The organism is Streptomyces diversicolor, assembly GCF_057537855.1.
On record NZ_BAAJXA010000002.1, the window covers coordinates 86,806 to 106,110 of the forward strand.

A 19,305-nucleotide genomic window follows, 5' to 3' on the forward strand; every position below is an offset into this window, starting at 1 on the left:
TGATGTCGCACATGCCCCAGCGGGCCGCGCTGCCGAAGTGCCCGAACTGCGCGGAGCCGGTCGAGCCGGGTGACCGGTTCTGCGGTGCGTGCGGGTACGACCTCTCGGTGGTGCCCGCCCTGCCGCAGGACCACCCGACGCTCACCATGGACGCCTCGGGCCGGTCCGCCACGGACTCCGCTGCCTGGCCCGTCGCCCCCGGCACGGACGGCTCCGGCACGCCCGCGGCGGTCCATCTGCCGACCGATCTGCCGGGCACCGACTCGGGCGGCTCCCCGCTGCGCGCGCCCGTGCCCGCCGCCGGTCCCCCCGCGCCGGGGGTGCGGTTCGACCGGCCGCAGCAGCCCGAGGAGTACCGGCCGCAGCAGCCGGAGGAGTACCGGCCGCCGGACCCCGAGGAGTACCGGCCGCAGGAGCCCGAGGAGTACCGGCTGCAGGCGCCGGATCCGCGGGTGGCCGCCGAGCCCGCCACGCCCGCGGAGGCCGCGCAGGTGTGTGTGGCCTGCCGCGCGGGCCGGGTCGACGACGACGGCTACTGCGAGAACTGCGGGCATGCCCAGCCGCGCGAACGCGACCACATGGAACGGGAGTCGGGCCCCATCGCCGCGGTCAGCGACCGCGGACTGCGGCACCACCGCAACGAGGACGCCTTCACCGTCGGCCACACCGCGCTGCCCGACGGCTCGCCCGCGGCGCTCGCCGTCGTCTGCGACGGCGTGTCCTCGGCGACCCGCCCCGACGAGGCGTCGCTCGCCGCCTCGCAGGCGGCCGGCGAGGCGCTGCTGGCCGCCCTGCCGCGGGGCACACATCCGCAGCAGGCGATGCACGAGGCGATCGTCGCGGCCGCACAGGCCGTCAACGCGCTGGCGGACGAGCCCGCCGGCGCCCGCGAGCACGCCCCGCACCAGAACGCCCCGGCCTGCACGATCGTCGGCGCGGTGGTCACCTCCGGGCTGCTGGTGGTCGGCTGGGTCGGCGACAGCCGCGCCTACTGGGTGCCCGTGGACCGCGGCGCGCCCTCGGCCCGGCTCACCGAGGACGACTCGTGGGCCGCGCAGATGGTCGCGGCCGGCCTGATGACCGAGGCCGAGGCGTACGCCGACGAACGCGCCCACGCGATCACCGGCTGGCTCGGCGCGGACGCCTACGAACTGGAGCCGCACACCGCGTCCTTCAAACCGGACCGGCCGGGCGTCGTGGTGGTGTGCACGGACGGCCTGTGGAACTACGCGGAGACGGCCGAGGAGATGGCCGAGGCGGTGCCCCTGGACGCCGCCGTGCGTCCCCTGCACAGCGCCCGGGTGCTGGTCGGTCACGCCCTGGACGGTGGGGGCCACGACAACGTAACAGTGGCCGTCGTGCCGTTCCCCGCGCTGCCGCAGGGGGCAGGATCGGCCTGAGGGGCCGCGGACGGGGAGGCCCCGGCGGACCGTGGGGACGGTCCGCAGTCGAGTCGCCGCCCACGCGCACCGTGGGTTCAGAGGGGGATCAGAGTAGGCATGGCCAATTTCTCGAAGTCGAACGTGCCGCAGTTCTCGGTGGACGTGTACCAGAACGAGTACCTGCCCGAGGGCGGCCGTGAGGTCAACGCGATCGTGACCGTGACCGCGACCGGCGGAGGCACCGTCGGGAGCGCGGTCACGGCTCCCCACCTGTACTCGCCCGGGCAGGGGCCGTCCGCCGCGGTGGCCCTGATGGTCGACTGCTCGGGTTCGATGGACTACCCGCCGACCAAGATGCGCAACGCCCGCGACGCCACGGCCGCCGCGATCGACACCCTGCGCGACGGCGTGCACTTCGCCGTGATCGGCGGCACGCACGTCGCGAAGGAGGTCTACCCGGGCGACGGCCGGCTCGCCGTCGCCGACGCCACCACCCGCGAACAGGCCAAGCAGGCGCTGCGCAGGCTGAGCGCGGGCGGCGGCACGGCCATCGGCACCTGGCTGCGGCTCGCCGACCGCCTGCTGTCCTCGGTGGACGTCGCCATCCGGCACGGCATCGTGCTCACCGACGGCCGCAACGAACACGAGTCGCCGCAGGACCTCACGGCCGCGCTCGATGCGTGTGCCGGGCGCTTCACCTGTGACGCGCGAGGCGTGGGCACCGACTGGGAAGTGAAAGAAGTCACATCGATCGCCTCGGCGCTGCTCGGCAGCGCCGACATCGTCGCCGATCCGTCGGGCCTGGCCGCCGACTTCACGCGGATGATGGAGACGGCGATGGGCAAGGAGGTCGCGGACGTCGCCCTCAGAGTGTGGACCCCGGTCGGCACGACCATCCGGTTCGTCAAGCAAGTCGCTCCGACGGTCGAGGAGTTGACCGACCGCCGTACCGAGGCGGGCCCGCGCGCCGGGGACTACCCCACCGGTTCCTGGGGCGACGAGTCCCGTGACTACCACCTCTGCGTCGAGGTGCCGGCCGCCGCCGTCGGCCAGGAGATGCTGGCCGCCCGGGTCTCCCTGGTCCTCCCCCAACCCGGCGGCGCCGCACAGAACTTGGGCAGCCAGGGACTGATACGGGCGGTATGGACCGACGACATGGCCGCGTCCACCTCGATCAACCCTCAGGTCGCCCACTACACCGGTCAAGCGGAGCTGGCACAAGTCATCCAACAGGGGCTCGATCTACGCAAAGCGGGCGATATGGATGGCGCAACGGCCAAACTGGGCAGGGCGGTTCAACTGGCCAGTGCCTCCGGGAACGCGGATACTGCGAAACTGCTTGCGAAGGTAGTGGACGTGGTCGATGCCGCGACGGGTACTGTGCGACTGAAGGCGAGGGTCGAGGAGGCCGACGAGATGACGCTCGAAACACGGTCCACAAAGACTGTTCGTGTAAAGAAGTGACGTAACACGACCTCAGGAAGACCCTGAAGACAAGACCCTGACAGAGAGGGGGACGTGCCGACATGCCGACCTGCCCGAACGGACACCAGTCGGGTTCCGACGACTGGTGCGAGGTCTGCGGTCACCGCATGGCCGGTGCCGTGCCTCCGCCGCCCCCGCCGCCCCCGGCCGGCGGCTACGGGTTCCCGCCGCCCGCGCCGGGCGCTCCCGGACGCCCGCATCTGGCCGCCGTGCCGGACCCGGAGCCGGAGCTGTGCCCGCAGTGCCGCACACCGCGCGAGGGCGGTGCGCCGTTCTGCGAGGAGTGCCGGTGGAACTTCCTCACCAACACGGCCACCTCGTACACCCCGGCCGCCCCGCGCCCGCCCGCGCCGGCCCCCCGCTTCCAGCCGCCCGGGCAGTCCTACGGCGCCGACGACTCGTACGAGTACCAGGGCTCGCGCCCGTCCCAGATGAACCGGCCGGCCGAACCGATCCCGCCGGGCCCGCCGTTCGGCGGCGAGCCGTCCGGACCGACGCCGTTCGGCGGCGAGCGGGGCGGGCCGACGCCGTTCGGCGGCGAGCGGGGCGGACCGGGTCCCGGCGGCCCCGGTCCCGGCGCTCCGGGGGGCTTCGGCCCCGGCCAGGGTGCCGGCGGCCCCGCGGGCTTCGGCGGCCCGCCCCCGCCGCCCGGCGCACCGGGTTTCGGCGCCGACCCCGCGCGGCCGGTGCCGCCGCCGCCCGGCCCGACCCCGCCCGCAGCTCCCGGCGCCACCGCCGCACCGCAGGCGTTCCAGCAGCCCGCGCCGCCCGCCTTCCCGCAGGAGACCGGCCGCCCGCCGGCCGGCGGGCCCTCCTTCGGCGGCGACGACTGGGTGATCTCCCCGCCGTCGTCCTCCGGCCCGCCCGGACCCCCGGCGCCGCCCGGACCGGGCGGCGCCGGTCAGGGCGGCGGGTACGGCTACCCGCAGCCCGGCTCCCCGCAGTCCCCGCCCGGCTTCCCGCAGGCGCCGCGGCAGCCGGCGACCTGGACGGCGACCATCGGCCCGGACCGCGAGTACTTCATGGCGATGATGCAGCGCTCGGGCCCCGAGGCCGCGGGCCTGAACCTGCCCGCGTACTCGCCCGAGCAGCAGCGCACCCTCGCGGGCAACCAGATCACCATCGGCCGCCGCCGCCACTCCACCGGCGACACCCCCGACATCGACCTGTCGGTGCCGCCGGAGGACCCGGGCGTCTCGCACCAGCACGCGGTCCTGGTGCAGCAGCCGGACGGCAACTGGGCGGTGGTCGACCAGAACTCGACGAACGGCACCACGGTCAACGGCTCCGAGGACCCGATCCAGCCCTTTGTGCCGGTGCCGTTGCAGGACGGCGACCGGGTGCACGTGGGCGCCTGGACGACCATCACCATCCGACGAGGCTGACGGCCCCGCCGGGCGGAGGCGACGGCCCGGTCGGCTGGGTCGACGGCCCGGCCAGGCGGAGTTGACGGCCCGGCCCTGCGGGAGCGTCGGGCAGCCGGACCGCGGGGCCGGTCAGCCCGGCAGGGGCCAGGCGTAGGGCCCCGCCGGGTCGTCCAGCCAGGCCCAGGCGCGGTCGCCGCTGACCGTGACGCCGTACCGCTCACGGCCCGGCATGCCCTCGCGCCGCCACATCGCGTACGCCTCCTCGGGGTCGAGGCTGCCGCGGCCGAGCGCCAGCAGGAACCGGAACAGCTCGTCGTCGCGGGCCAGGTGCGGGACCCCGCTCAGGGGGACCGGTGCCGGCTCGGGCCCGCCCGTTCCGCGCAGCGGCACGAAATAGGCGGGCGTGGCCAGGAAATGGCCCTCGGCGTGCCGGGCGTCGCGCACGGCCAACGCGATCAGGCCGCCCGCGAACGGCGTCAGGATCCGCCCGCCGGGACGGCACTGGGCGAGCCATGCGGGCGGGATCGAGGACAGCGCGCAGGTCGCGATGATCCGGTCGAAGGGTGCGCGGGCGGGGACACCGCGCGCGCCGTCGCCGGTCACCACGACCGGACGGTGCCCGACGGCGGCCAGGTGCCGCCGGGCCGACTCGGTGATCTCCGGTTCCAGGTCGATGGTGGTGACCAGGTCGTCGTCGCCGAGCCGGTGGGCGAGCAGCGCCGCGTTGTACCCGGAACCCGTGCCGACCTCAAGGACCCGATGGCCGGCCTCCACCCGCAGGGCGACGAGCATCGTCGCCATCAGCGAGGGCTGGCTGCTGGAGGAGATCAGCTGCCCGTCGCGCACCCGCGTGGCGAGCGGAACGTCCTCGTAGGCCCCGCGCAGCCAGCGCTCGCGGTCCCGGGCATCCGGGCTGCCGCCCCATCGGCGCTCGTAGCCGCCGCGGACGCCGACGTAGTAGTACGGCACGAACACATGCCGGGGCACCGCCGCGAACGCCTCCCGCCACACCGGGTCCTCGGCCCAGGCCCCGCTCGCGTCGATCTCGCGCACCAGGTCGGCCAGCGCCGAACCGGCCGGCTCGGCGATGTCCCGGTCATCCCACCCCAGTGTGTGCGCACCCATATGTCCACTGTGCGGCGAGGGGCCGTGGGAGGCGAGGTCTTAGGACCGGAGTCCTCGGTCACCGCGTCTGAGACCATGGGGGGCGTGAATGAGATTCGGCGCGGCACGCTTCAGGAGCAGACCTTCTACGAGCAGGTCGGCGGGGAGGAGACCTTCCGCCGGCTGGTGCACCGCTTCTACGAGGGTGTCGCCGAGGACCCGCTGCTGCGGCCGATGTACCCGGAGGAGGACCTGGGCCCCGCCGAGGATCGGCTGACCCTCTTCCTCATCCAGTACTGGGGCGGCCCGACCACCTACAGCCAGAACCGCGGCCATCCCCGGCTGCGCATGCGGCACGCCCCCTTCACCGTGGACCGGGCGGCGCACGACGCCTGGCTGAAGCACATGCGGGCGGCCGTCGACGACCTGGGCCTCACCGAGGACCACGAGCGCACACTGTGGAACTACCTGACCTACGCGGCAGCCTCCATGATCAACACCCCCGACTGACCCCCGCCTCACCCCAGCGCCCTGCTCCCCAGCGGACCTGCCTGCGGGGCGTTCCAACGGGTCCGCGCGCCCCAAAGGGGCGCGGGGAACGGCGCGCCCAGCCACGACGGCGCCGCACCCGACGCCCGGGCACGAGCTGACCGACGTGAGTCGATCCACAGGGCACCATCACAGCGGAGTCGTCCAGACAGGTCGGGCCGAACCAAAAAGGCCGCCGGCCAATCGCGCCCCAAAGGGGCGCGGGGAACGGCGCGCCCAGCCACAACGACGCCGCACCCGACGCCCGGGCACGAGCTGACCGACGTGAGTCGATCCACAGGGCACCATCACAGGTCAGGCGGAACCACAGCAGGGGCCGAACCACAGCGGAGCGCCCCGCGTGGACCGACCAAGCCGGCCGGTCCACGCGAGCCGATCCGCGTCTCATCTCCGTGAACCGATCTTCACGCGGCCGTCCCCGCGCCGCGAGCCGGAGAGGCCCGGACGGGCGACCGGGCCCCTCCGCGTAGGCCCGGCCCCTCCGTGTACGCCGCCAAGCCCGCGGACGCGACGACGCGCGGATTCCGGGCAGGCGACACCGAAATCCGATCACAATCCGGTCAAGCCCTGTTCACAACCGCTTACCCGAGTGGCCCCCCTCTGACAGCATCGCCGGAGTTGTTCTGGAGAAACGGACTACACGGGGGCCGGGTGACGGGGTTCGTCGTTCTGCGTGCACGGGCGCACCGCCTGCTGCTCGCCGCCGCTCTGCTCACCGTGCTGCTCACCACGGCGGTGCTTGCGACCCTCACCGCCTACTCCGGCGCGATAGGCGACGCCGCCCTGCGCCACGCCCTGGACGACCCGCGCACCGCCGCCGACACCACACTGATCGTCAAGGCCGACGTGCCCGCGGACCGGCGCACCGCCGCCGACGCGACCGTACGGAAGGCGGCCGAGAAGACCTTCGACGGGCTGCCGGTCACGGTACGGACGCTGGTGCGCTCGGGACCGTACGCCCTGCCCCGCTCCGTACAGCCCCCCGCCGACCGCGCCGGCGACCCGGACCTGACCTACCTCGCGGCGCTCGACCGCACCCAGGTCCGTCTGGTCTCCGGGCGGCTGCCGCGGCCGGCCTCCGGTGAGATCGAGGTGGCGCTGCCCCAGTCCTCCGCCCGGCTGCTCGATCTGCGCGCCGGGGACCGGCTCACCCTCACCGACCGGCTCGGCGGCCCGCCGGCGCACGTCCGCGTCACCGGGCTGTACCGGCCCGCGACGGCCACCGCCCCCTACTGGCGGCTGGACGACCTGCTCGGCCGCGGTGTCAGGACGTCCGCCTTCACCACGTACGGACCGCTGCTCGCCGATTCCGCCGTCCTCGACGGCCCGGCGGTGAGCGCAGGCCCGTCCGCCTGGCAGGCCACGGCCGACTTCGGCTCGCTGACGACGGACCGGATCGACGCGCTGCGCACGGCGGCGCGGGCGGGCAGCGCCTCGCTGCGCGGACCGCACGGGCTGAGCGGGGTGATGTCCTCGGCCACCTCGCTCCCTGACACCCTGGACCGCATCGACCGCTCCCTGCTCGTCTCCCGGTCGACCCTGCTGATCGTCGCCCTCCAACTGGTGCTGCTCGCCGGCTACGCGCTGCTGCTCGTGGCCCGGCTGCTGAGCGCCGAACGCGCGGGCGAGACCCGGCTGCTGCGCTCGCGCGGCGGCTCGCGCCTCCGGCTCGCCGGCCTCGCCGCCGCGGAGGCCCTGCTGCTCGCGGTGCCCGCGGCGGTCTGCGCGCCGCTGCTGGCGGGCCCGCTCACCCGGCTGCTCGCCGGGCAGGGCGCGCTGGCCAGGATCGGCCTGCACCTGGACGCGCCCGCGGGCAGGCGGGCCGGCGTGTGGCTGGTGGCGTGCTGCGTGGCGCTGGGCTGCGCGCTGGCGGTGACGGTACCCGCGCTGACGGACGGCGGCGACGGCACCAGGACCGGCGCGGAGCCCGTCGGCCGGGGCTGGGCCCGTGTCCGCCGCGGCGCGCTGCCAGGACCGGTGCGGGCCGGTGCGGACGTCGGCCTGCTGGTGGTGGCCGGGGTGGCGTACTGGCAGCTGAGCCGGCACACCTCCGGTGCCGTGGGCACCGACGCGTCCGGCGGCCTCGGCATCGACCCGCTGCTGGTCGCGGCGCCCGCTCTGGCGCTGCTGGCCGGCACGGTGCTGACGCTGCGGCTGCTGCCGCCGGTGGCCCGGCTCGCGGAACGCCGGGCGGCGGCCGGCCGGGGCCTGCCCGCGGCGCTGGCGGGCTGGCAGCTCAGCCGCCGCCCGATGCGCGGCGCGGGCCCGGTGCTGCTGCTGGTCCTCGCCATCGCGCTCGGCATGCTGGCGATCGGGCAGGGCGCCTCATGGAACCGCTCGCAGGACGACCAGGCCGACTTCCGGGCCGGCGTGCCGGTGCGGGTGCTGGGCGCCGGTGACGGCGGGCTCGGCCGCACCGAGACCTACGCGCACCTCCCCCGCGTACGCGAGGCCGCCCCCGCCGTACGCACCGAGCAGCCGATGTCCGGCGACCGGACCGCGACCGTGCTCGCCCTGGACACCGCGCACGCGGCCGGCACCGTCCTGATGCGCGACGACCTGGCCGACGAGCCGGTCCGGCCGCTGCTGTCCGGGCTGACATCCGAAGGCTCCTCGGCCGGAGCCCGCATCCCCGCGGACACCACCGGACTGCGCCTGCGGGCGACCGTGGCCGGCTCCCCCCGCTCTCGGACCACGACGGATGTGACGGCCACCCTCGTGGACCAGTACGGCGTGCCCTACCGGCTGCCGTTCGGCCGGCTGCCCGCCGACGGCCGCCCGCACACCCTGACCCTCGAACTCGACGCCGCGCCCGGCCCGGTCACCCTCACCGGGCTCCAGCTCGACATGGCCCAGCCCGGACAGGCCGAACGGCACCGGCTGACCGTCTCCGGACTGACCGCCGTCGGCGGCGACGGGCGGACGCGGCCGGTGTCCCTGTCCGCCGACTGGACCGCCTCGGTGGACATCGGAGCCACCTCCTCCACCAACGCGGCGACCCTCCCGCCCCGCCCGCGGGTGACCGGCACCGCGCCGCTGACCGTCGACTACGGCACCGGCTACACCCCCGACCGGACCCGCTGGTCGATCGCCACCGTGACGATCCGGCTCCAGGTGACGCAGCCCACGGCGCCCGAGGTCACCGCGCTGGCGACCGACCGCTTCCTGACGTCGGCGGGCGCCCGCGAGGGGCAGCGGGTGCAGGTGACGTTCGCCGGGCAGAGCCTGCCGGTGCGGATCGCACGGTCGGTGCGGGCACTGCCCACCACGGCGGACCCGACGGATTCCGCCGAGCGCGACGGCGGCGCCCTGCTGCTCGATCTGCGGTCCGTGAACCGGGCGTTGCAGGCGCGGTACGGCGAGAGCGTCACGCCCACCGAGTGGTGGCTGGGGACCGCGCCGGGCGACGCGGCCTCGGTGGCCGCCGCGGTGCGGGCGATGCCGGACGTCGACCCGGGACAGGTCGTGGTGCGCGACGAGATCGCCGCCGAGCTGCGGGACGATCCGTTCGGGGCGGGGCCGGAGGCCGCCTTCGCGGCGGCGGCCGTGGTGGCTGCCGCGCTGGCCGCGGTCGGCTTCGCGGTGAGCGCGGCCGGGTCGCTGCGGGAGCGGGGAGCCGAGTTCGCGGTGCTGCGCGCCCTGGGCGCCCCGCGCCGCCAACTGGCCCGGACGATCGCCGCCGAACAGAGCGTCCTGGTGGCCCTGGCCCTGGTGGTGGGGGTCGCCCTGGGCACCGTGCTGACCCGGGCCGTCCTCCCGCTGATCGTCCTGACCGCCGAGGCCACCCGGCCGGTGCCGACCCTGCTGGTCGAACTGCCCCCGGGACGCGTGGTGTCGCTGCTCGCCGCGGTCGCCGCGACGCCGCTGCTCGTCACGGCCGCGCTGGCCCTGCGCCGCGCGGACCCGGCGACCTCGCTGCGCGACCAGGGAGGTGAATGAGATGCGCTCCGAACACGACTCCGAGCACAGTGGTGCGGCCGCCGAGAACAGTGCGGCGGAGCAGGACGAGGTGGCTGAGGGGGACGAGGTGGCTGAGGGGGAGGCCAGGGGGAACAAGCGGTCTTCCGGGCGCGGCAAGGCGTCGTCCGTGGTCGCTCCTTGGGTGCGCACCCGGTTGCGGGCCGCGCCGCTCGCCGCGCTCGCGCTCGCCCTGCTGGTCGCGCTGACCGCGTGCCTGGCCGCCGCCTTCCCGCGCGCGGTCGACCGGTACGAGGACGCGGGGCTGCGGCGCTCCTTCCAGCAGGCCCGCCCGGAGGGCACCAGCGTCCAGATCACCGCGCCCCAGATCGCCGGCGCGCCGTCCCCCGAGGAGCTGGCCGCGCCCCTGCTGCCCGGCGCCCTGCGAGACCGGTACGAGAAGCTGCTCGACACCGTCCCCGAAGCGCTGGCCCTCGACCGCGCCCAGTCCGCGTACGGCGTGACCCTGAACAAGAACCTGGAAGTGCCCGACCCCTGGATTCCCCGCCCGAGCGGCGTGCCCGCCCGGGTCGCCCTGGTCGCGCAGAGCGGACTCGCCGACCATGCCACGGTGCGCGAGGGCCGCCTGCCGCGCACGCCCGGCACGGTGGGCGCGACGACCCCCGTCGTAGAGGCCGCCGTCACCGCCACCACGGCCAAGAGCCTGCACATCGAGGTGGGTTCGGTCATCCATGTGCCGGCCGTGGGCCGGGCCCCGCTCGCCGTCCGGGTCACCGGCATCGTCACCCCGCGCGAGGCCGCCGGGGGGTACTGGTCGACCCGCCCCCTGCTGCGCACCCCGAGCCTGGTGGCCCTGCCCACCGGGGGCCCCGACCGCTCCTGGTACTGGCTCGGCGCGCTGCTGCTGGCTCCCGAAGCCGCCCCCGCCCTCCTGGGCACCGACGGGGACCCGCTGTGCTACTGGTATCTGGCCCCCGACCCGCACCGCCTCCACGCCGGCGACCTCGGCCGTCTGAAGTCCGCCGTCGCCACCCTGGAGTCGGGCCCCGGCCTACAGGATGTGCGCACCCTCACCGGCCCCGGCACCAGCGTGACCACCGGCCTCGACGGCGTCCTGATCTCCTTCTCCCAGCTGCGCGCGGGCACCGCGCCACTGGTCGCCGTCGCCGCCTTCGGCACCGCGACGGTCGCCGCCGTGGTCCTCCTCATGGCGGGCGCGCTCGCCGCCGACCGGCGCCGCGCCGAGGCCGCCCTGCTGCGCGCCCGTGGCGCCTCCCTGACCGGCCTCGCCGGGCGGCTGTGCGCGGAGACGGCGGCCGTCGCCGTACCGGCCGGTGCGCTCGGCCTGGCCGCCGCGCTCCTCGTGGTCCCCGAGGGCCGTACCTCGTACGCGGTCGCCGCCGCCCTTGCGGTCACCGTCATCGCCTGCGCCGCGCTTCCGGTGCGCGCCGCGCTCGCCCACCGCTTCGTACGGGTCGCCGGACCACGCGAGGACATGGTGACGACGCGTCCGTCCCGGCGGCGCACGGTCGCGGAGCTGACGCTGCTCGTCCTTGCCGCTGCGGCGGTGGAGTCACTGCGCAGACGGGGCACGTCGGGTTCGTCGGCGGACGGCCCCTCCGGCGATCAGCTGGTGTCGGTCGCACCGGTGCTGGTGGGGGTGATCGCGGCGCTGGTGCTGGTCCGGCTCCTGCCGTTCCTGCTGCGCCGGCTGGCCCGCCCGGCCGGACGGCTGCGCGGCGCGGTGGGCTTCCTGTCCCTGGCCCGCGCGGGCCGCACCTCGGCCTCGGCGGTACTGCCCCTGCTGGCGCTGCTGACCGCGCTCACCACGGCGGCGTTCGGCGGCTCCGTACTGGCGGGCGTGAACGAGGCCCGCGACCGGGCCGCCCTGCTGACCGTCGGCGCCGACGCCCGCGTGGAGTCCGAGGGACCGCTGCCGTCGGGCGTCGCCGACCGGGTGCGCGGCGTGTCCGGAGTGCGCGCCGTCACCGAAGCGGGCATCGGCTACCAGGCGAAGCCGCTCGACGAGCAGACCCCGATACCGCTGGCGGGGGTGGATCCGGCCGGATACGGGGCGCTGGCGGCCCACACCGGCCTCGGCGCCTTCGACGCCGACCGGCTCAGGCGTCCCGCGGCCGGCGGGCCGCTGCCCGCCCTGGCCTCGCCGTCCGTCGCGAAGGCGTACGGCACCCACCGCCCCTTCCCGGTACGGCTGGAGGACGGCACCACCGTCTCCGTCCGGATCACCGTCGTCCGCGACCGTACCCCGGCCGTGACCGGCGACGGCTTCCTCGTGGTGGACCGCGCCGGGCTCAGCGCCGCCGCGGCCCGCACGACGGCCCTGCTGGTCACGGGCTACCACGTGGACGCGAAGGCACTGACCCGGGCGGCGGGCCCCACCGCGGGCGTGCGGGTGCGCGCACAGGAGCGGGCACGCTACGCCGACCCGCCCCTGCAGACCGGTGCCGAGCACGTCTACACGGCGGCGGTGGCGGCCGGCGCCGGCTATGCCGTACTGGCCCTGCTCCTCGCCCTGCTGCGCGCCGCCCCCGAACGCGCCGCGCTCCTCGCACGCCTGCGCACCATGGGCCTGACCCGGGCGCAGGCCCGCCGCCTGCTCGTCCTGGAATCCCTGCCCCAGGCCCTGCTCGCCGCGGCCGGCGGCGCGCTGACCGGCTGGGCGGCGATCCGGCTGCTGTCCCCCGGTATCGATCTGACCGCCGTCGCCCTCCCCTCGGCCGGCTCATCGGCCGGCAGGACCGAGTTGTACACGGACCCGCTGGCGCTGACCGTGCCCGCGCTCATCGTGCTGGTCACGGCGGTCGGGGTGGCCGCCGTGCAGGCGTGGTGGACCGGGAGACGCGGGTCGGTGCGGGAACTGAGGGCGGGAGATGCGCGATGAGCCGAGCCAGCCTGTCAACCGTGCGGGAGACGCGATGACCACCAATCCCACCCTCACCGAGCTGGCGGACCGGGTCACCGAGGCCCGCAACCGCCCGGCCTACGGCCACGACGCCCTGATCACCTGCGACCGGCTCGTCCGGATCTTCTCCACGGACGGCGTCGAGGTGCAGGCGCTCCAGGGCCTCGACCTGCTGGTCCGCGAGGGGGAGCTGATGGCACTGGTCGGCGCCTCGGGCAGCGGCAAGTCCACGCTCATGAACATCCTCGCCGGCCTGGACACCCCCACCGCGGGGGCGGCCCGGGTCGCCGGCCGTGACCTGCTCGCCATGACCGCCAAGGACCGCCTCGCCTACCGTCGCGACGTCGTCGGCTTCGTCTGGCAGCAGACCTCCCGCAATCTGCTGCCCTATCTGACCGCCGCCCAGAACGTCGCCCTCCCGCTGAGCCTGTCCGGCACCCGCCCGCGCCGCCGCGCCCGCGCGGAACGCGCCCTGGAGCTGCTGGAGTTGCTGGAGGTCGCCGACTGCCGCGACCGCCGTCCGCAGCAGATGTCCGGCGGCCAGCAGCAGCGCGTCGCCATCGCGGTGGCGCTCGCCAACTCGCCCGCGGTCCTGCTCGCCGACGAGCCCACCGGCGAGCTCGACTCCCACACCGCCGCGCAGGTCTTCGACGCCTTCCGCACCGCGAACGAACGGCTGGGCACCACCATCGTCATCGTCACGCACGACCAGGCGGTGGCCGACGAGGTCCGGCGCACGGTCGCCATCCGGGACGGCCGCACCTCCACGGAGGTCCTGCGCCGCAGCGAGATCGACGCGGCCACGGGCCATGAGACGGTGGTCGCCCGCGAGTACGCCATGCTGGACCGCGCCGGCCGTCTCCAGCTCCCCGCCGAGTACACCGAGGCCCTGGGCATGCGCGACCGGGTCGCCCTGGAACTGGAACCGGACCACATCGGCGTGTGGCCCGACGACAGCCAGGACCGCTGAACTCCGCGCCGGAAGTGCCACGCTGCGCCGTCGGCCGTCCGCGGCACCGCCGTGGCCGTCGCGCAGTTCCCCGCGCCTCTCCAGGGCGCCGAACCGCAACGGACTGGGCCCCGCCGGCGGACTGCCGCTGCCCGGAGAGGTCAGCGCACGCTGACGTCGAGCGCTCCCAGGCCCGCCTGTCGCACGGCGACCGATCCGTACGGCGTCCGCAGCCTGAGCCAGGCCCCGGACGAGAACAACCCGGCCTCCACGGCACCCCGGCGCCGCAGGAAACCGAGGGACTGCGCCGCGTGCACGGCCCGTATCGGCAGCGGGGTCCCGGCGACCGTACGGGACCAGATGTCCCGCCCGATCCGGTCCAGCTCCGCCCGTGTCCGCCGCTGCGGCGCCAGCTCCCCCGAACGGGTGCGGAACTCGGCGACGGCCGCGGCGACCAGCGTGCGCAGCGCGTCCGGCGCGGGCAGACCCGGCTCCGGGCGCCATCCGCCGCGCGGCGGCAGCACCCCCGCCCACGGGGGTCCGGTCACCGCCGCGGGAACGGCGGCGGTGACCGCCGACTCGTCCACGGACTCCAGCAGCTCACCGGCGGACACGGTCACATCGAGGGTGACCTCAAGCCCGTTCTCGTAGGGCTTGGCCAGCCGCACCGCGCGGATCGCCAGCACCTCGAAGGACGGCGGGCGGCCGAACACCGCGAGGGCCGTTCCCGCCGCCTGCAACCGCACCGCGGCGCCACGGTCGTAGTGGAGCAACCGGGACAGGAAGGCCGCGAGATCCGCCGCCTCCCCGTCGTCGGCCAGGTGGAGCACCGTCATGCGGCGACGGCCTCCTCCTCGTTCTCGCCCTTGTCCTCGCCGTCGTCCTCGGCGGCGGTGTCGGCGTCGGCGTCATCCATGTACTCCCGCAGGAACTCCCGTTCCTCCGCGGTGATCCGGCGCGGGCGCTGCGCCTCGAAGTCGTACGGCACGATCACCGTCGAGGCACGGACATAGATCTGCTCGCCGTCCTTCACCTCGTAGGCCAGGGTGAAGGACGCCGCCCTGGTCTCCGTCACCCACAGCTCGACGTCCACGGGCTCGTGCCGGTGGACCAGCTGCCGCTTGTAGTCGATCTCATGGCGCGCCACCACGGACCCCTGCTGGAAATCCTTGTCCGGGCGGAACAGGAAGTCGATACGGGCTTCTTCCAGGTAGCGGAGGAAGACCACGTTGTTGACGTGGCCGTACGCGTCCATGTCCGCCCAGCGCAGCGGGCAGCGGTAGATGTGCCGCAAGGTCAGCCCCGGGTCAGCTTCTTGTAGGTGGCGCGGTGCGGACGCGCGGCGTCCGGGCCGAGCCGTTCGATCTTGTTCTTCTCGTAGGACTCGAAGTTGCCCTCGAACCAGAACCACTTCGACTCACCCTCGTAGGCGAGGATGTGCGTGGCGACACGGTCCAGGAACCAGCGGTCGTGGGAGACGACGACGGCGCAGCCCGGGAACTCCAGCAGGGCGTTCTCCAGGCTGGACAGGGTCTCCACGTCGAGGTCGTTGGTGGGCTCGTCGAGGAGCAGCAGGTTGCCGCCCTGCTTGAGGGTCAGCGCCAGGTTGAGCCGGTTGCGCTCGCCGCCGGAGAGGACACCGGCCGGCTTCTGCTGGTCCGGGCCCTTGAAGCCGAACGCGGAGACATAGGCGCGGGACGGCATCTCGACCTGACCGACGTTGATGTAGTCGAGACCGTCGGACACGACCTCCCACAGCGACTTCTTCGGGTCGATGTTGGCGCGGCCCTGGTCGACGTAGGAGATCTTGACGGTTTCGCCGACCTTGATGTCACCGGAGTCCGGCGTCTCCAGCCCCTGGATCATCTTGAACAGGGTGGTCTTGCCGGCGCCGTTGGGGCCGATGACGCCGACGATGCCGTTGCGCGGGAGGGTGAAGGACAGGCCGTCGATCAGGACCTTGTCACCGAAGCCCTTGTTGAGGTCGCTGACCTCGACGACCACGTTGCCCAGGCGGGGGCCCGGCGGGATCTGGATCTCCTCGAAGTCCAGCTTCCGCATCTTCTCGGCCTCGGCGGCCATCTCCTCGTAGCGGGCCAGACGCGCCTTGGACTTGGCCTGCCGGCCCTTGGCGTTGGAGCGCACCCACTCCAGCTCGTCCTTGAGGCGCTTCTGCCGCTTGGCGTCCTTCTGGCCCTCGACCTTGAGGCGGGCGGCCTTGGTCTCCAGGTACTTGGAGTAGTTGCCCTCGTAGCCGTGCAGCCGGCCGCGGTCGACCTCGCAGATCCAGCCGGCGACGTTGTCGAGGAAGTACCGGTCGTGGGTGACGGCCACCACGGTCCCGTCGTACTTGGCCAGGTGCTGCTCCAGCCAGTTCACCGACTCGGCGTCGAGGTGGTTGGTGGGCTCGTCGAGCAGGAGCAGGTCGGGGGCCTCAAGGAGGAGCTTGCAGAGCGCGACGCGGCGCTTCTCACCACCGGAGAGGTTGGTGACGGGCCAGTCCCCGGGCGGGCAGCCCAGGGCGTCCATGGCCTGCTCCAGCTGGGCGTCGAGGTCCCAGGCGTTGGCGTGGTCCAGCTCCTCCTGGAGCTTGCCCATCTCCTCCAGCAGCGCGTCCGAGTAGTCGGTCGCCATCAGCTCGGCGATCTCGTTGAACCGGTCGAGCTTGCCCTTGATCTCGGCGACGCCGTCCTGGACGTTCTCCAGGACCGTCTTGCTCTCGTCCAGCGGGGGCTCCTGGAGCAGGATGCCCACGGTGTAGCCGGGCGAGAGGAACGCGTCGCCGTTCGACGGCTGCTCCAGCCCCGCCATGATCTTCAGCACGGTCGACTTACCGGCACCGTTCGGGCCGACGACGCCGATCTTGGCACCCGGCAGGAAGTTCAGGGTGACGTCGTCGAGGATCACCTTGTCGCCGTGCGCTTTGCGCGCCTTGCGCATGGTGTAAATGAACTCAGCCAAGAGAAACCGTCCGGCAGCTTGAAATCTGGCAGTGGGCAGATACAGCCCATCTTGCCGTACCGCCACCCCCAGGCGGAAACCCGTGTGACCGGGGTGCCCTGACCTGGGGGTTCGCTGGTGGCGGCGGGGCCGCCCCGGGGTGCGCGCCTTCCGGGGCCGGCCCGGTGGCGGGGCGGGGTGCGGCCGTGGTGGTCGTTTCGGTTGGGCTCTGTGGAGTTTTCAAGGAACGGGACGGGGTCGGGCCGTGGTGGTCAGTCGGCCGTCGGTGATTCCCTCCTGCGGAGCAGGACCAGGACCGCGCCGCCGATCACCACCAGGCCGATGGCCACGCCCGTGATCACCGGGGTCGCGCTGTAGCCGCCGGTCGCGGCCAGGTTCGTGGTGCCGCCGGAGGCGCCGCCCACCGTGGCCGGGCTGGGCTCGGCCAGGGTCTGGGTCGACATTCCGGCCTCGCTGCCCTGGGTCTTGCAGTCGAGGACGCCGGTGAAGCGCTGCGAGAAACCGTTCGGCCCGGTGATCGTGAAGTCGTAGGGCTGGTCCTCCTGGAGCGGGATGGTCACCGTGCGCGAGGCGCCCGCCGGGATGGTGTGCTCGCCTCCCATCAGCTCGAAGGTGAAGGGCTTGTCGCCGGTGTTGGCGGCGCTGATGTCCACACCGCCGGCGGCGCAGTTCTTGCGGGCCGACAGCGCCGGTATCGGGCCCTTCTCCGCCCAGGTCGCGCTCGCGGTCGCGGAGACCGTGGACTCGCTGGAGCCGGCCAGGATCTGGGTCTGGCTGCGGCTCTCGGAGGCGAAGGCGCGGCCCACGGGCACCGTGGTCGACGCCTGGGCGGTGAGCGCGGCGGTCCCGCTGGCCCCGCCCGGCGCGGGTGAGGTCGCCCCGCCGGTGGCCGCGGCGGTGTCCTCGGGGACGTCGAAGTACAGTCTGCTGCCGTTCTTCGCCGACGTGACGACCTTGCCGTTCCCGTCGACGATCCGGACGCCGCTGGTGGCGGCGTCCGCCGGCGGGACGACGGTGACGCCCCGCGCGTTGGTGCGCACCGTCACCGGGCCGAGCCGCGTGCCCGGGTGGCCGGAGACCGCGGGCGGGTCCAGGGTCAGCGAGGCCCGTGGCTCCGCCATGTCACGGGCGCTCTTCTCCAGGTAGTCGGCGAGCTTCTCGGCCCGCGCGCCGACGGCGTCGACGTCGGCGCCGTCCGAGTAGCGCCAGATGGCCACCTGGGTGCCGGCCGCGGCGTCCTGCTCGGTGAGGCCGCCGACGCCCGCCCGCTTCGCCAGTGCCGCGAGGTCGTTCACCTGCGGGTAGGAGTTCTGCAGGATCCAACGGATCTTGCCGGCTTCCTTGTTGGTGCCGAGCGAGGTGCCGCTCCAGGGCGTCTCCTCGTACTTGGCGTCCTTCTGGGTGGGGTTGTGCATGTCGACGCAGTACGTCTGCAGCATGCCGCCGCCCTCGACGGACATCTCGAACAGGCCCGCCGCCACCTTCAGGTCGCCGCCGTCGCCGTGGATGACGGCCTCTCCGTACGTCTTCAGGCCGCCCAGCGTGGCGGTCGCCCCGCCCTGGCCCTGTGCCTCCTCGCCGGCGGCGGCCACCCCGGCACCCGACAGCACACCGGCCGCCACGAGCCCCGTCAGCAGCGTCGCGGCGGCGAGCCGTGACGGGCCTCGCCGACGCGCGGGCGTGGAGGTGCCACAGAACCGAGAGAACGCAGCAAGCACAGAATTCCCTTTCGAGCAGGACCCGTTGACGTGGGGGTGAGCGGTCCCACCGGCAGAATCAACAGCCCCGGGGGCTACGCCCGGCATCCTAGAGATCAGTCGCAACCCGGCTGGCCGGTCAGCTGGCCGGACGGCCGATCCGACTCGGAATCGTTATCGCCAGGACCCGTCGCGAGCAGGGCTTATCGACAAATCCACCCGGTGGTGGGGGCTCATCGGCGACCAGGTGCGGTTGCCTCGGGGGCCTCGGCCGGGCCGTGGGCGACGCGGCCGGGCCGCGTCCCTCGCCGTGAGCGACGTCATGTCACGGCGGCTGTCTCCGAGGGTCGTTGGGCGGGCGGGGCGGACTCCCCCGGAGGTGTCTCCCAGTTGGGCTCCGGTCGCTGCGGCGCCGCCGGCTCCGGTTTGCCGGCCCGCCGGAAGGCCGACGTGCCGCGGGCCAGGTCATGGCCGATCGCCACCGCGTCGATGTCGGCGGACACCCGGCCCTGCTGCCCCTCGCGCGCCTCCGTACGCACCTTCAGCCGGCCCTGTACGACGACCGGCTCGCCCACGTTCAGCGAGGCCGCCGCGTTGACCGCGAGCTGGCGGTTGGCCCACACCGTGAAGAAGTTGGTGTGTCCGTCGGCCCAGGTGCTCTTCTCTCGGTCCCAGTAGCGCGAGGTGACCGCCAGCCGGAACCGCGCCGACGGGCCTGCCGCCGGCTCCCGGTACACCGGCTGCGTCGCCACGTTGCCCACCACGCACACCATCGTCTCGTTCATCATGAACCCCTCCCCCGCCCGGTCGCTCGCGCCCGGCGGATACGCGTACGGGCCCGTCCCGTACGGCAGCGTCCACGGCGTCGGCCGCACGCCTTCCGTGCGTCGCGATCGCCGCGGAACCCAGACTGCCTCCGCCGGACCGACCCCGCTGAGCGCTGTGGACCACCGGCCGCCTGTGGAAAACC

At 74.3% G+C, this 19,305-nt stretch carries 13 protein-coding genes; 7 read left to right on the forward strand and 6 right to left on the reverse strand.

From position 1 onward, the window contains the following. The first annotated feature begins 2 nt into the window (after window positions 1-2). The 3 genes from AC27LF_RS02325 to AC27LF_RS02335 all read left to right on the forward strand — a co-directional run bounded on the left by AC27LF_RS02325 (window position 3) and on the right by AC27LF_RS02335 (window position 4,252). Window positions 3-1,400, forward strand: a complete 1,398-nt coding sequence (locus tag AC27LF_RS02325) for a PP2C family protein-serine/threonine phosphatase (RefSeq protein WP_479656106.1) — start codon at window positions 3-5, stop codon at window positions 1,398-1,400. A gap of 99 nt (window positions 1,401-1,499) precedes the next feature. Next, window positions 1,500-2,846 carry a vWA domain-containing protein gene (locus tag AC27LF_RS02330; RefSeq protein ID WP_479656105.1) on the forward strand — a complete coding sequence of 449 codons (1,347 nt, stop codon included), beginning with the start codon at window positions 1,500-1,502 and terminating at the stop codon, window positions 2,844-2,846. Between the two features lie 62 nt (window positions 2,847-2,908). Continuing rightward, complete coding sequence (locus AC27LF_RS02335; protein ID WP_479656104.1) at window positions 2,909-4,252, forward strand: FHA domain-containing protein; 1,344 nt, start codon at window positions 2,909-2,911, stop codon at window positions 4,250-4,252. 111 nt (window positions 4,253-4,363) lie between these two features. Here AC27LF_RS02335 and AC27LF_RS02340 read toward each other — a convergent pair whose 3' ends face one another. Beyond that, window positions 4,364-5,359, reverse strand: a complete 996-nt coding sequence (locus tag AC27LF_RS02340) for a methyltransferase domain-containing protein (protein ID WP_479656103.1) — start codon at window positions 5,357-5,359, stop codon at window positions 4,364-4,366. 75 nt (window positions 5,360-5,434) lie between these two features. Here AC27LF_RS02340 and AC27LF_RS02345 point away from each other — a divergent pair, with 75 nt between their 5' ends. The 4 genes from AC27LF_RS02345 (at window position 5,435) to AC27LF_RS02360 (ending at window position 13,698) form a co-directional block, all read left to right on the forward strand. After that, window positions 5,435-5,848, forward strand: coding sequence for a globin (locus AC27LF_RS02345; RefSeq protein ID WP_479656102.1), 414 nt, complete (start codon window positions 5,435-5,437; stop codon window positions 5,846-5,848). 690 nt (window positions 5,849-6,538) lie between these two features. Continuing rightward, window positions 6,539-9,826 carry an ABC transporter permease gene (locus AC27LF_RS02350; protein WP_479656101.1) on the forward strand — a complete coding sequence of 1,096 codons (3,288 nt, stop codon included), beginning with the start codon at window positions 6,539-6,541 and terminating at the stop codon, window positions 9,824-9,826. A 1-nt stretch (window position 9,827) separates the two neighbouring features. Then, window positions 9,828-12,707 (forward strand): FtsX-like permease family protein, encoded by a 2,880-nt coding sequence (locus AC27LF_RS02355; RefSeq protein WP_479656100.1) that lies wholly within the window; start codon window positions 9,828-9,830, stop codon window positions 12,705-12,707. Between the two features lie 34 nt (window positions 12,708-12,741). Further along, window positions 12,742-13,698 carry an ABC transporter ATP-binding protein gene (locus AC27LF_RS02360; protein WP_479656099.1) on the forward strand — a complete coding sequence of 319 codons (957 nt, stop codon included), beginning with the start codon at window positions 12,742-12,744 and terminating at the stop codon, window positions 13,696-13,698. Between the two features lie 140 nt (window positions 13,699-13,838). Here AC27LF_RS02360 and AC27LF_RS02365 read toward each other — a convergent pair whose 3' ends face one another. The 5 genes from AC27LF_RS02365 to AC27LF_RS02385 form a co-directional block, all read right to left on the reverse strand. After that, window positions 13,839-14,513 carry a DUF8185 domain-containing protein gene (locus AC27LF_RS02365; protein WP_479656098.1) on the reverse strand — a complete coding sequence of 225 codons (675 nt, stop codon included), beginning with the start codon at window positions 14,511-14,513 and terminating at the stop codon, window positions 13,839-13,841. Then, a complete protein-coding gene (locus AC27LF_RS02370; RefSeq protein ID WP_479656097.1) occupies window positions 14,510-14,971 on the reverse strand; it encodes an acyl-CoA thioesterase in 462 nt (153 codons plus the stop codon). The genes AC27LF_RS02365 and AC27LF_RS02370 overlap by 4 nt, the downstream gene beginning before the upstream one ends. 2 nt (window positions 14,972-14,973) lie before the next feature. Further along, window positions 14,974-16,638, reverse strand: coding sequence for an energy-dependent translational throttle protein EttA (ettA, locus tag AC27LF_RS02375; protein ID WP_479656096.1), 1,665 nt, complete (start codon window positions 16,636-16,638; stop codon window positions 14,974-14,976). A gap of 251 nt (window positions 16,639-16,889) precedes the next feature. Next, the gene (locus AC27LF_RS02380) at window positions 16,890-18,356 is read right to left on the reverse strand and encodes a Cys-Gln thioester bond-forming surface protein (RefSeq protein WP_479656095.1); all 1,467 of its coding nucleotides are present in this window, start codon (window positions 18,354-18,356) and stop codon (window positions 16,890-16,892) included. 299 nt (window positions 18,357-18,655) lie between these two features. Beyond that, window positions 18,656-19,120: a single-stranded DNA-binding protein gene (locus AC27LF_RS02385; protein WP_479656179.1), complete on the reverse strand. Its 465-nt coding sequence runs from the start codon at window positions 19,118-19,120 to the stop codon at window positions 18,656-18,658. Window positions 19,121-19,305: the final 185 nt, after the last annotated feature.

Bases quoted from the DNA above. Each gene is read 5' to 3' on its own strand.
- AC27LF_RS02340 (WP_479656103.1), bottom strand. From the start codon at position 5,359: ATGGGTGCGCACACACTGGGGTGGGATGACCGGGACATCGCCGAGCCG.
- AC27LF_RS02335 (WP_479656104.1), top strand. From the start codon at position 2,909: ATGCCGACCTGCCCGAACGGACACCAGTCGGGTTCCGACGACTGGTGC.
- AC27LF_RS02360 (WP_479656099.1), top strand. From the start codon at position 12,742: ATGACCACCAATCCCACCCTCACCGAGCTGGCGGACCGGGTCACCGAG.
- AC27LF_RS02355 (WP_479656100.1), top strand. From the start codon at position 9,828: ATGCGCTCCGAACACGACTCCGAGCACAGTGGTGCGGCCGCCGAGAAC.
- AC27LF_RS02330 (WP_479656105.1), top strand. From the start codon at position 1,500: ATGGCCAATTTCTCGAAGTCGAACGTGCCGCAGTTCTCGGTGGACGTG.
- AC27LF_RS02345 (WP_479656102.1), top strand. From the start codon at position 5,435: ATGGGGGGCGTGAATGAGATTCGGCGCGGCACGCTTCAGGAGCAGACC.
- AC27LF_RS02325 (WP_479656106.1), top strand. From the start codon at position 3: ATGTCGCACATGCCCCAGCGGGCCGCGCTGCCGAAGTGCCCGAACTGC.
- AC27LF_RS02385 (WP_479656179.1), bottom strand. From the start codon at position 19,120: ATGAACGAGACGATGGTGTGCGTGGTGGGCAACGTGGCGACGCAGCCG.
- AC27LF_RS02365 (WP_479656098.1), bottom strand. From the start codon at position 14,513: ATGACGGTGCTCCACCTGGCCGACGACGGGGAGGCGGCGGATCTCGCG.